At 62.0% G+C, this 12,482-nt stretch carries 9 protein-coding genes; all 9 read left to right on the forward strand.

From position 1 onward, the window contains the following. The first annotated feature begins 22 nt into the window (after positions 1–22). The 9 genes from mtnA (at position 23) to JYG34_RS07060 (ending at position 12,174) form a co-directional block, all read left to right on the forward strand. Positions 23–1,099 (forward strand): S-methyl-5-thioribose-1-phosphate isomerase, encoded by a 1,077-nt coding sequence (gene mtnA, locus JYG34_RS07020; protein WP_213660044.1) that lies wholly within the window; start codon positions 23–25, stop codon positions 1,097–1,099. Positions 1,100–1,346: 247 nt separating this feature from the next. Next, positions 1,347–4,109: a DNA gyrase subunit A gene (gene gyrA / locus JYG34_RS07025; RefSeq protein WP_213660045.1), complete on the forward strand. Its 2,763-nt coding sequence runs from the start codon at positions 1,347–1,349 to the stop codon at positions 4,107–4,109. Positions 4,110–4,240: 131 nt separating this feature from the next. Further along, positions 4,241–5,326, forward strand: coding sequence for a 3-phosphoserine/phosphohydroxythreonine transaminase (gene serC / locus JYG34_RS07030; protein ID WP_213660046.1), 1,086 nt, complete (start codon positions 4,241–4,243; stop codon positions 5,324–5,326). Continuing rightward, on the forward strand, positions 5,326–6,420 hold the full coding sequence (gene pheA / locus JYG34_RS07035; protein WP_011532773.1) for a prephenate dehydratase: 1,095 nt from the start codon (positions 5,326–5,328) through the stop codon (positions 6,418–6,420). The genes serC and pheA overlap by 1 nt, the downstream gene beginning before the upstream one ends. A gap of 156 nt (positions 6,421–6,576) precedes the next feature. Further along, positions 6,577–8,817, forward strand: a complete 2,241-nt coding sequence (locus tag JYG34_RS07040) for a bifunctional prephenate dehydrogenase/3-phosphoshikimate 1-carboxyvinyltransferase (protein WP_213660047.1) — start codon at positions 6,577–6,579, stop codon at positions 8,815–8,817. Further along, positions 8,814–9,500 (forward strand): (d)CMP kinase, encoded by a 687-nt coding sequence (gene cmk, locus JYG34_RS07045; RefSeq protein ID WP_213660048.1) that lies wholly within the window; start codon positions 8,814–8,816, stop codon positions 9,498–9,500. Before JYG34_RS07040 ends, cmk begins: the two co-directional genes overlap by 4 nt. Before the next feature lie 124 nt (positions 9,501–9,624). Further along, positions 9,625–11,301 carry a 30S ribosomal protein S1 gene (gene rpsA, locus JYG34_RS07050; RefSeq protein WP_011532776.1) on the forward strand — a complete coding sequence of 559 codons (1,677 nt, stop codon included), beginning with the start codon at positions 9,625–9,627 and terminating at the stop codon, positions 11,299–11,301. Between the two features lie 313 nt (positions 11,302–11,614). Next, complete coding sequence (ihfB, locus tag JYG34_RS07055; RefSeq protein WP_213660049.1) at positions 11,615–11,911, forward strand: integration host factor subunit beta; 297 nt, start codon at positions 11,615–11,617, stop codon at positions 11,909–11,911. Positions 11,912–11,931: 20 nt separating this feature from the next. Next, positions 11,932–12,174, forward strand: coding sequence for a lipopolysaccharide assembly protein LapA domain-containing protein (locus JYG34_RS07060; protein WP_213660050.1), 243 nt, complete (start codon positions 11,932–11,934; stop codon positions 12,172–12,174). Positions 12,175–12,482: the final 308 nt, after the last annotated feature.

The following is a 12,482-nucleotide window of genomic DNA, read 5'->3' on the forward strand; positions in this document are numbered from 1 at the left end:
GCCAGGGCGACGGGGAGAGGCGATGCGCGAGCAACTGATGGCGGCGGAGACGGTGACGGGCATCGAATGGCACGATGGCGTGCTGCACCTGCTCGACCAGCGCCTGTTGCCGCTGGAGCAGTGCTGGCTGGCCTGCACCGATGTGGCGCAGGTGGCCGAGGCGATCAGCGACATGGTTGTGCGCGGCGCCCCGGCAATCGGCATCAGCGCCGCCTACGGGCTGGTGCTGGCGCTGCGTCGGCGCCTGGCCGAAGGCGAGGGGTGGGAGGAGTCCCTGGAAGAGGACTTCCTGATGCTGGGCGAGGCGCGCCCCACGCCGGCCAACCTGTTCTGGGCGCTCAACCGCATGCGAGAGCGCTTGCAGCGCCTGCGTCCGGGTGAGGATGTGCTGGCGGTCATGGAGGCCGAGGCGATCGCCATCCATGAAAGTGACCGTGAAGCCAACCTGACCATGGCCCAGTTCGGTGTCGAGCAGATCCGCAAGCACCAAGGCAGCGAGCAGGCCCTGCTCACCCACGGCAACGCCGGGGCCCTGGCCACCGGTGGCTTCGGCACCGCTCTAGGGGTGATTCGCGCCGCCACGCTGGAGGGCATGGTCGAGCAGGTTTATGCCTGCGAATCCCGTCCGTGGCTGCAAGGGTCGCGCCTGACCGCGTGGGAACTGGCCGCCGACGGCGTGCCGGTGACCGTGGTGGCCGACGCGGCGGCAGGGCATCTGATGAAGACCAAGGGCATCAGCTGGGTGGTGGTCGGCGCCGACTGCATTGCCGCCAATGGTGACGTGGCGGCGAAGATCGGCACTTACCAGTTGGCGGTGGCGGCCATGCACCACGGGCTGCGCTTCATGGTGGTGGCGCCCAGCAGCAGTATCGATCTGAACCTGGCCACGGGCGAGGATATCCCGCTGGAGACGCGCGGTGTGGAAGAGCTGCTGGAGGTGGCGGGCATCCAGGTGACGGCCGACGTCGAGGCGTACAATCCGGTGGTCGATGTCACGCCGGCCGACCTGATCGACGTGATCGTCACCGAAAAGGGGGTGGTCGAGCGTCCGGACGCGGTGAAAATCGCCCAGTTGATGTGCCGTAAACGCCTCCATTGAGGCGTTTTTCAATTCATTCGGATAGTGCTGCACGGCAACCTGCCACATCTCCCATGCGTCCAGCGTTTGTGATACCATCCGGCAGTTTCCAAGGCCGTTCATTGCGGCGGCCTTCATTGCGCAGATCCATGGCACAACTCATTGATTTGTCGTATGTCGTCGCTACTCTTCACGCAGCGGCGGCGAGCTTCGTTCGTCCTACGAGGGACCAGGCGAAGTTTCACCAGAAAAAGGAATCAGGCTTCTCATGGGCGAACTGGCCAAAGAAATCCTCCCGGTCAATATCGAAGACGAACTGAGACAGTCTTACCTCGACTACGCGATGAGCGTGATTGTCGGGCGAGCGCTGCCCGATGCGCGTGACGGCTTGAAGCCCGTGCATCGTCGCGTTCTCTATGCGATGAGCGAGCTGGGCAACGACTGGAACAAGCCGTACAAGAAATCCGCCCGCGTGGTCGGTGACGTGATCGGTAAGTACCACCCGCACGGCGATACCGCCGTGTACGACACCATCGTGCGCATGGCGCAGCCGTTCTCGCTGCGCTACCTGCTGGTCGATGGCCAGGGCAACTTCGGTTCGGTGGACGGCGACAATGCCGCGGCCATGCGATACACCGAAGTGCGCATGGCCAAGCTGGCCCACGAGCTGCTGGCCGACCTGCACAAAGAGACCGTCGACTGGGTGCCCAACTACGACGGTACCGAGCAGATTCCGGCGGTCATGCCGACCAAGATCCCCAACCTGCTGGTCAACGGTTCCAGCGGTATCGCCGTGGGCATGGCCACCAACATCCCGCCGCACAACCTGGGCGAAGTGATCGATGGTTGCCTGGCGCTGATCGATAATTCCGATATCACGGTCGATGAGCTGATGCAGTTCATCCCGGGCCCGGACTTCCCGACAGCAGGCCTGATCAACGGTCGCCAGGGCATCATCGAGGCCTATCGCACCGGCCGTGGCCGCATTTATATGCGCGCCCGTTCGGAAATCGAAGACATCGACAAGGTCGGTGGCCGCCAGCAGATCGTCGTCACCGAGCTCCCTTACCAGCTGAACAAGGCGCGTCTGATCGAGAAGATCGCCGAGCTGGTCAAAGAGAAGAAGATCGAAGGCATCACCGAGTTGCGCGACGAGTCCGACAAGGACGGCATGCGCATCGTCATCGAGCTGCGTCGCGGCGAGGTGCCGGAGGTGGTGCTCAACAACCTCTACCAGCAGACGCAACTGCAGAGCGTGTTCGGCATCAACATCGTCGCCCTGATCGACGGTCGTCCGCGCCTGCTGAACCTGAAGGACCTGCTCGAGGCGTTCGTCCGTCATCGCCGTGAGGTAGTGACGCGTCGTACCGTGTTCGAGCTGCGCAAGGCTCGTGAGCGCGGCCACATTCTCGAAGGTCAGGCGGTTGCGCTGTCCAACATCGATCCGGTCATCGCCCTGATCAAGGCTTCGCCGACGCCGTCCGAGGCCAAGGAAGCCCTGATCAGCACCGCCTGGGAATCCAGTGCCGTGCAGGTGATGGTGGAGCGTGCCGGCGCCGACTCCTGCCGCCCGGAAGACCTGCCGGAGCAGTATGGTCTGCGTGAAGGCAAGTACTACCTGTCGCCGGAACAGGCCCAGGCCATCCTCGACCTGCGTCTGCACCGCCTGACCGGCCTGGAGCATGAGAAGCTGCTGGCTGAGTACCAGGAAATCCTGGAGCAGATCGGTGAGCTGATCCGCATCCTCAGCAGCGCCGAGCGCCTGATGGAAGTGATCCGCGAAGAGCTCGAAGCGATCCGTGCCGAGTACGGTGATGCCCGTCGCACCGAAATCCTCGATGCCCGTCACGACCTCAACTACGGCGACATGATCCCCGAAGAAGAGCGCGTGGTGACCATCTCCCACGGCGGCTACGCCAAGACGCAACCGTTGTCCGCCTACCAGGCCCAGCGCCGTGGCGGCAAGGGCAAGTCGGCGACTGGCGTGAAGGACGAGGACTACATCGAACATCTGCTGGTCGCCAACAGTCACGCGACGCTCCTGCTGTTCTCCAGCAAGGGCAAGGTGTACTGGCTCAAAACTTATGACATTCCCGAGGCCTCCCGCGCCGCCCGTGGTCGTCCGCTGGTCAATCTGCTGCCGCTGGAGGAGGGTGAGCGCATCACCGCCATGCTGCAGATCGACCTGGAAGCCCTGCAGCAGCACGCCGATCCGGAAGAAGAGCTGGAAGACGGTGACGACGGTGTGATCGAGGGTGAGCTGGTCGAGGTCGAGGAAGTCGACGAGGAAGACGGCGACACGCCTGAGTGGGCCGCCGAGCCTACCGGTGCCTACATCTTCATGGCCACAGCCTCCGGTACCGTCAAGAAGACCCCGCTGGTGCAGTTCGCTCGCCCGCGCTCAAATGGCCTGATCGCCTTGAAGCTCAAAGAGGGTGACACCCTGATCGCCGCGGCTATCACCGACGGCGCCAAGGAAGTCATGATGTTCTCCGACGCCGGCAAGGTGATCCGCTTCGCCGAGAGCGTCGTGCGCGAAATGGGCCGTACCGCCCGTGGCGTGCGTGGCATGAAACTGGGCAAGGGGCAGCGCATCATTTCCATGCTGATTCCGGAGTCTGGCGCGCAGATCCTCACCGCCTCCGAGCGCGGCTTCGGCAAGCGTACTCCGCTGTCGAAGTTCCCGCGTCGTGGTCGTGGTGGCCAAGGTGTGATCGCCATGGGCACCAAGGGGCGTAACGGCCTGCTGACTGGCGCCATCCAGGTGCAGGAAGGCGAAGAGATCATGCTGATCTCCGACCAGGGCACGCTGGTGCGTACGCGGGTTGGCGAAGTGTCCAGCCTGGGCCGTAACACCCAGGGTGTTACGCTGATCAAGCTGGCCGCCGACGAGACGTTGGTCGGTGTGGAGCGTGTCCAGGAGCCATCCGAGGAAGAGCTCGACGAGCTGATCGAGACGGACGAGGAGGGCGCCCCGCTCGATGCGGTGGGCGAGGGCGACGCGGGTGCCGAAGAGGCGCCTCAGGAATAAGTGAAGCTACAACCCGAACGGGGCGACCAAGGTCGCCCCGTTTGACTGATTGGAACAGGCAACGCCGCTGCTTCAGGGTTTGGCGAGCCTGCAAGTTACGATTTGTTCTATTTGGCAGAGCGAGAGTGGATGTGAGCAAACGAGCCTTTAACTTCTGCGCAGGCCCGGCCGCGCTTCCCGATGCTGTCCTGCAGCGTGCCCAGGCCGAAATGCTGGACTGGCGCGGCAAGGGGCTGTCGGTGATGGAAATGAGCCATCGCAGCGACGACTACGTGGCCATCGCCGAAAAGGCCGAACAGGACCTGCGCGACCTGCTGTCCGTCCCCTCCAACTACAAGGTGCTGTTCCTGCAGGGTGGTGCCAGCCAGCAGTTCGCCGAGATTCCGCTGAACCTGCTGCCGGAAAACGGCGTCGCTGACTACGTCGAGACCGGTATCTGGTCGAAAAAAGCCATCGAAGAGGCGCGCCGTTTCGGTAATGTCAACGTTGCCGCCAGCGCCAAGCCTTACGACTACCTGGCGATCCCTGGTCAGAACGAATGGCAGTTGAGCAAGAATGCCGCCTACCTGCACTATGCGTCCAACGAGACCATCGGCGGCCTGCAGTTCGACTGGGTGCCCGAGGCCGGTGACGTACCGCTGGTGGTCGACATGTCCTCGGACATCCTCTCGCGCCCGATCGACGTCTCCCAGTACGGCCTGATCTACGCCGGCGCGCAGAAGAACATCGGCCCCAGCGGCCTGGTGGTGGTGATCGTGCGTGAAGACCTGCTGGGCCGTGCTCGCAGCAGCTGCCCAACGATGCTCGACTACAAGGTCTCGGCCGACAACGGCTCGATGTACAACACCCCGGCCACTTACTCCTGGTACCTCTCGGGCCTGGTGTTCGAATGGCTTAAGGAGCAAGGTGGCGTCGAGGCTATGGAGCAGCGCAACCGCGCGAAGAAGGACCGCCTGTACGGTTTCATCGACTCCAGCGAGTTCTACACCAACCCGATCAGCCACAACGCTCGTTCGTGGATGAACGTGCCGTTCCGCCTGGCCGACGAGCGCCTGGACAAGGCCTTCCTCGCCGGCGCCGACGCCCGTGGCCTGCTGAACCTCAAGGGTCATCGTTCGGTCGGCGGCATGCGTGCTTCGATCTACAACGCCTTGGGTCTGGAAGCTGTCGAGGCCCTGGTCGGCTACATGGCCGAGTTCGAGAAGGAGCACGCTTGATGTCCGATCAGGAACTCAAGGCGCTGCGCGTTCGCATCGACAGCCTCGACGAGAAGATCCTCGAGCTGATCAGCGAGCGTGCCCGCTGCGCCCAGGAAGTCGCCAAGGTCAAGACCGCCACCCTCGCCGAAGGCGAGAAGCCGGTGTTCTACCGCCCCGAGCGCGAGGCCGCGGTGCTCAAGCGTGTCATGGAGCGCAACAAGGGGCCGCTGGACAACGAAGAGATGGCGCGGTTGTTCCGCGAAATCATGTCTTCCTGCCTGGCCCTGGAAGAGCCGCTCAAGATTGCCTACCTCGGCCCTGAGGGCACTTTCACCCAGGCGGCGGCCATGAAGCACTTCGGTCATGCCGTGGTCAGCCGCCCGATGGCGGCCATCGACGAGGTGTTCCGCGAGGTGGCGGCCGGTGCCGTCAACTTCGGCGTGGTGCCGGTGGAGAACTCCACCGAGGGTGCGGTCAGCCATACACTGGACAGCTTCCTCGAGCACGACATGGTGATCTGTGGCGAAGTCGAGCTGCGTATTCACCACCATCTGTTGGTGGGTGAGAACACCAAGACTGACAGCATCACCCGCATCTACTCCCATGCCCAGTCGCTGGCCCAGTGCCGCAAGTGGCTGGACGCCCACTATCCGAACGTCGAGCGCGTGGCGGTGTCCAGCAACGCCGAGGCGGCCAAGCGGGTCAAGGGCGAGTGGAACTCGGCGGCGATCGCCGGCGACATGGCGGCCAACCTGTATGGCTTGACGCGCCTGGCCGAGAAGATCGAGGACCGTCCGGACAACTCCACGCGCTTCCTCATGATCGGCAGCCAGGAAGTGCCGCCGACCGGCGACGACAAGACCTCGATCATCGTGTCCATGAGCAACAAGCCGGGTGCGCTGCATGAACTGCTCGTGCCGTTCCATGAGAACGGCATCGACCTCACGCGCATCGAAACCCGTCCGTCGCGCAGTGGCAAATGGACCTACGTGTTCTTCATCGACTTCGTCGGCCATCATCGCGATCCGTTGATCAAGGCGGTGCTGGAGCAGATCAGCCAGGAGGCCGTGGCGCTGAAGGTGCTGGGTTCCTATCCGAAGGCGGTGCTTTGATCTCGTCCGTGGGGGCCGCCTTGCGGCCCATCGCCGGCAAGCCGGCTCCTACGGATCTGCGCTGTCTCTGTGGGAACCGGCTTGCCGGCGGTGGGCTGCAACGCAGCCCCAATGGGTCTCGCAGATTGCCTAGATTTCTGAACAGGGTTCGCACTCGTGGTTGATGCTGTAACAAAACAATCCGCACCGTTTATCGGTCGCCTGGTCGTGGTCGGCCTCGGTCTGATCGGCGGCTCCTTCGCCAAGGGCCTGCGTGAAAGCGGCCTGTGTCGCGAAGTGGTCGGTGTCGATCTCGATGCCGAGTCGCGCAAGCAGGCCGTGGCGTTGGGCGTGGTCGATCGCTGCGAGGAAGACCTCGCCGCCGCCTGTGTCGGCGCCGATGTCATCCAGTTGGCAGTACCGATCCTGGCCATGGAGAAGCTTCTGGCTCGCCTGGCTCAGCTTGACCTGGGCGACGCGGTAGTCACTGACGTGGGCAGTGCCAAGGGCAACGTGGTGCGTGCCGCTCGCGAGTCCTTCGCCGAGCGGCTGCCGCGCTTCGTGCCGGGGCATCCGATCGCGGGTTCCGAGCAGAGTGGCGTGGAAGCTTCCAATGCGGCATTGTTCCGCCGCCACAAGGTGATCCTCACGCCATTGCCGGAAACCGACCCGCAGGCGCTGGCCCTGGTCGATCGTTTGTGGCGCGCGCTGGATGCCGATGTCGAGCACATGTCGGTCGAGCGTCACGATGAAGTACTGGCCGCTACCAGTCACTTGCCACACCTGCTGGCCTTCGGTCTGGTCGACTCGCTGGCCAAGCGCAATGAAAACCTGGAGATCTTCCGGTACGCTGCGGGGGGCTTTCGCGATTTCACGAGAATCGCCGGCAGCGACCCGATCATGTGGCACGACATCTTCCTCGCCAACCGCGAGGCTGTCCTGCGCACCCTCGATACATTTCGCAGCGACCTCGACGCCTTGCGCGACGCGGTCGATGCAGGGGACGGGCACCAACTGCTGGGTGTGTTCACCCGCGCCCGGGTTGCCCGCGAGCATTTCAGTAAAATCCTGGCCCGCCGGGCCTATGTGGACGCTATGAACGCCAACGACCTGATTTTCCTGGCCCAACCTGGTGGCCGCGTGTCCGGACGGATTCGCGTACCGGGCGACAAATCGATCTCGCATCGCTCGATCATGCTCGGCTCGCTGGCCGAAGGCACCACCGAGGTGGAAGGTTTCCTCGAGGGCGAAGATGCCCTGGCCACCTTGCAGGCCTTCCGCGACATGGGCGTGGTCATCGAGGGCCCGCATCATGGTCGCGTGACCATTCATGGTGTTGGCCTGCACGGCCTCAAGCCGCCACCCGGGCCGCTCTACGTCGGCAACTCCGGCACCTCGATGCGCCTGCTGTCCGGCCTGCTGGCGGCGCAGCCGTTCGATACCACCATGACCGGCGATGCCTCGCTGTCCAAGCGTCCGATGAATCGCGTCGCCAATCCGTTGCGTGAAATGGGCGCGGTGGTCGAGACTGGTCCTGAAGGCCGTCCGCCGCTGACCATCCGTGGTGGCCACAAGCTCAAGGCGCTGAACTACACGCTGCCAATGGCCAGTGCCCAGGTCAAATCCTGCCTGCTGCTCGCCGGCCTTTACGCAGAGGGCACCACTACCGTCACCGAGCCTGCGCCGACCCGCGACCACACCGAGCGCATGCTGCGCGGCTTCGGCTACGCGGTCGAGTCGAATGGTCCGGTCGCTTCCCTGCAGTCCGGCGGCAAGCTCACCGCCACCCGCATCGAAGTGCCGGCGGACATTTCATCCTCGGCGTTCTTCCTGGTGGCGGCGTCCATCGCCGAGGGTTCTGAGCTGGTCCTGGAGCACGTCGGTATCAACCCGACCCGCACCGGCGTGATCGATATCCTGCGCCTGATGGGTGGCGACATCACCCTGGAAAACCAGCGTGAAGTCGGTGGCGAGCCTGTGGCGGACCTGCGCGTGCGTGGAGCGAAGCTCAAGGGTATCGAGATTCCCGAGCACCTGGTGCCACTGGCCATCGACGAGTTCCCGGTGCTGTTCGTCGCCGCGGCCTGCGCCGAAGGGCGTACAGTGCTGCGCGGCGCCGAAGAACTGCGGGTCAAGGAGTCGGACCGCATCCAGGTGATGGCCGACGGCCTGATTGCATTGGGCGTGAAGTGCGAGCCAACCCCGGATGGCATCATCATTGACGGCGGCCAGATCGGCGGCGGTGAGGTGCACGGTCACGGCGATCACCGCATCGCCATGGCCTTCAGCATTGCTTCTCTGCGCGCCAGTGCGCCGATTGTCATTCATGATTGCGCCAACGTCGCGACATCGTTCCCGAACTTCCTGGCGCTGTGCGCCGAAGTCGGTATTCGTGTTGCTGAAGAGGGCAAGTCGTGAGTTCGCAAGCACCGGTCATCACCATCGACGGGCCGAGCGGCTCGGGCAAGGGTACTGTTGCCGGCCTGCTGGCCCGAGAGCTGGGCTGGCGCTTGCTCGACTCTGGCGCCCTGTACCGCCTGCTGGCCTTCAACGCCAGCAACCATGGTGTCGACCTGACCAATGAAGAGTTGCTCAAGGCCCTGGCCGCTCATCTGGATGTGCAGTTCATCGCCGCCGAGCCGGGCAAGCTGCAGCAGATCATTCTCGAAGGCGAGGATGTCAGCAATGTCATCCGTACCGAGACTGTAGGTGCTGGCGCGTCGATGGTCGCCTCGTTGCCTGCGGTTCGCGAAGCGCTGCTGCAACGCCAGCGCGCCTTCCGTGAAGCGCCCGGTCTGATCGCCGATGGTCGTGACATGGGGACCGTGGTGTTCCCGGACGCCCCCTTGAAAGTCTTCCTCACCGCCAGCGCGGAGGAGCGTGCTCGCCGCCGTTACCTGCAGTTGAAGGGCAAGGGTGAAGATGTTAGTCTGTCAAGTCTGCTAGATGAGATCCGTGCGCGCGATGAGCGTGACACCCAGCGCGCAGTGGCCCCGCTCAAGCCGGCGGCCGATGCGATTCAGCTGGATTCCACGGAGTTGTCCATCGAGCAGGTGCTGCAACGCATCAGGAGCGAGCTGTCGCTACGCGACCTCGTCTGATGGAGAGGAGAGCAGGCAGGGGCACCAGTCAACGTCCTGCCAGCTTTTCTTTACTTAAACGAAACCCACATTGTCTGGAATGTGGCTATGGGCGTCTGTTTCGCCCGAATCTACAGGAATTAAAATGAGCGAAAGCTTTGCAGAACTCTTTGAAGAAAGCCTGAAAACCCTCAATCTTCAGCCGGGTGCCATCATCACCGGTATCGTTGTCGACATCGACGGCGACTGGGTTACCGTTCACGCTGGCCTGAAGTCCGAGGGCGTCATCCCGCTCGAGCAGTTCATCAACGAAGCTGGCGAGCTGACCATCAAGGTCGGTGACGAAGTTCACGTTGCGCTGGACGCGGTCGAAGACGGCTTTGGCGAAACCAAGCTGTCCCGTGAAAAAGCCAAGCGCGCCGAGTGCTGGATTGTTCTGGAAGCTGCTTTCGCTGCCGAAGAAGTGGTCAAGGGCGTTATCAACGGTAAGGTTAAGGGCGGCTTCACTGTCGACGTTAACGGCATCCGTGCGTTCCTGCCGGGCTCCCTGGTTGATGTCCGCCCAGTGCGCGACACCACCCACCTGGAAGGCAAAGAGCTGGAATTCAAGGTCATCAAGCTGGACCAGAAGCGCAACAACGTTGTCGTTTCCCGTCGCAGCGTCCTGGAAGCCGAAAACAGCGCCGAGCGCGAAGCTCTGCTGGAATCGCTGCAGGAAGGCCAGCAGGTCAAGGGTATCGTCAAGAACCTCACCGACTACGGTGCGTTCGTCGACCTGGGCGGCGTCGATGGTCTGCTGCACATCACCGACATGGCCTGGAAGCGTATCAAGCACCCGTCCGAGATCGTCAACGTTGGTGACGAGATCGACGTCAAGGTCCTGAAGTACGATCGTGAGCGCAACCGCGTTTCGCTGGGTCTGAAGCAGCTGGGCGAAGACCCATGGGTTGCTATCAAGGCTCGCTACCCAGAAAGCACTCGCGTCATGGCTCGCGTCACCAACCTGACCGACTACGGCTGCTTCGCTGAGCTGGAAGAAGGCGTTGAAGGCCTGGTGCACGTTTCCGAAATGGACTGGACCAACAAGAACATCCACCCGTCGAAAGTCGTTCAGGTTGGCGACGAAGTGGAAGTCATGGTTCTGGACATCGACGAAGAGCGTCGTCGTATCTCCCTGGGTATCAAGCAGTGCAAATCGAACCCATGGGAAGATTTCTCCGGCCAGTTCAACAAGGGTGACAAGATCACCGGTACCATCAAGTCGATCACCGACTTCGGTATCTTCATTGGCCTGGACGGCGGCATCGACGGTCTGGTTCACCTGTCGGACATCTCCTGGAACGAAGCCGGCGAAGAAGCCGTGCGTCGCTTCAAGAAGGGCGACGAGCTGGAAACCGTCATCCTGTCGGTTGACCCAGAGCGCGAGCGCATCTCCCTGGGCATCAAGCAACTGGAAGACGATCCGTTCTCCAACTTCGTTGCTCTGAACGACAAGGGCGCGATCGTCAAAGGTATCGTCAAGGAAGTTGACGCCAAAGGCGCCATCGTTACCCTGGGCGACGACATCGAAGCTACTCTGAAAGCTTCCGAAATCAGCCGTGACCGCGTTGAAGACGCTCGCAACGTGCTGAAGGAAGGCGAAGAGATCGAAGCCAAGATCATCAGCGTCGATCGCAAATCCCGCGTCATCAGCCTGTCCATCAAGTCGAAGGACGACGCTGAAGAGCGCGAAGCCATCCAGAGCCTGAAAAACGCTCCGGAAGCGGCTGCCGATACCACCATGGCTGCGCTGCTGCGCGAAGCAATGGCCAAGCAGAACTGAGTTCTGTTTGATCGGTAAAAAGGGCGACCTTCGGGTCGCCCTTTTTTTTGCCCGTGGGTGTAGTGCTCTCTTCTGTGAATGGCTTGCCTGGTGATGGGGCGCTAAGCGGCTCCGTAGAGCAACTGCCTTGGTCTGTAGTTTGTGATGCGAATCCGTCGGAGGTCTCTCGGGGCTGACAAAGGGATCCCCTTGAGGTTGTAGCCCTCTTCTTGAATTTTTTTATTAAGTCAAGAACCGCACTGTTCAAATCTTCCGGGGCGTGCTACAAACTGATTAAGCAATGATCTAGCTGCTTGATAACGAAGGGAAAAATATGACGAAGTCGGAGCTGATCGAACGAATTGTCACCCATCAGGGGCTGCTCTCGTCCAAAGACGTGGAGTTGGCCATCAAGACCATGCTTGAACAAATGTCGCAGTGCCTGGCGACCGGCGATCGCATAGAGATCCGCGGTTTTGGCAGTTTTTCATTGCACTATCGTGCGCCGCGGGTGGGGCGAAACCCCAAGACTGGGCAGTCTGTCAGCCTTGAGGGTAAGTATGTGCCTCACTTCAAGCCCGGCAAGGAGTTGCGTGATCGGGTTAATGAGGAAGAAGATGCGCCTACCTGAACGAAAGAAGGTCCATCCTGATGCGTAACCTCAAGCGCGCCCTGGTGGCGTTGTTCGTGCTGTTGTTGGCGATGTTGGTGTTGTTCTTCGTGTTGGAGAACCAGCAGTCTGTTTCGCTGATGATCTTTGGTTGGGCTACACCGGCGCTGCCGATTGCGGTGCTGATCCTGGCGGCATTGGTTGTCGGGCTGGTAGTAGGCCCGTTGCTGGGTGTTTATGGGGTGATGCGTGGCAAGCGCAAGCTCCGTGCGCCCGCCAGTTGAAGAGAGTTCCTGCGCGGTGCCCTTTTCCACTGTTTCAATGGAAGGGGTGAGGTCGAGGGTCGGTTTGCGCTCGGGCGACCGGCGTGAGGGTGCGGTTTCGATGTTGATGTTGCTCGGCTTCCTTTTTCCTTCGATCGGTTCGCTCGTCCCTCTTTGTTATGCGGTGCAGTGTTCACTATCCCGTTTTTATTGCTCGGCTCCCTTGCAGGCATTTTTTTGGTGTGTGGGGTGATAGAGATTGGCGGCGTATCCTCATGGTGCGCCCTTTGGCGTTTCTTGAAGTCCATATTTCCTCCATTACCGTTGGG

Origin of the sequence: Pseudomonas entomophila, assembly GCF_018417595.1 — a bacterium.
GTDB classification, from domain to species: Bacteria; Pseudomonadota; Gammaproteobacteria; order Pseudomonadales; family Pseudomonadaceae; genus Aquipseudomonas; species Aquipseudomonas entomophila_C.

Bases quoted from the DNA above. Each gene is read 5' to 3' on its own strand.
- mtnA (WP_213660044.1), top strand. From the start codon at position 23: ATGCGCGAGCAACTGATGGCGGCGGAGACGGTGACGGGCATCGAATGG.
- gyrA (WP_213660045.1), top strand. From the start codon at position 1,347: ATGGGCGAACTGGCCAAAGAAATCCTCCCGGTCAATATCGAAGACGAA.
- pheA (WP_011532773.1), top strand. From the start codon at position 5,326: ATGTCCGATCAGGAACTCAAGGCGCTGCGCGTTCGCATCGACAGCCTC.
- rpsA (WP_011532776.1), top strand. From the start codon at position 9,625: ATGAGCGAAAGCTTTGCAGAACTCTTTGAAGAAAGCCTGAAAACCCTC.
- ihfB (WP_213660049.1), top strand. From the start codon at position 11,615: ATGACGAAGTCGGAGCTGATCGAACGAATTGTCACCCATCAGGGGCTG.
- JYG34_RS07060 (WP_213660050.1), top strand. From the start codon at position 11,932: ATGCGTAACCTCAAGCGCGCCCTGGTGGCGTTGTTCGTGCTGTTGTTG.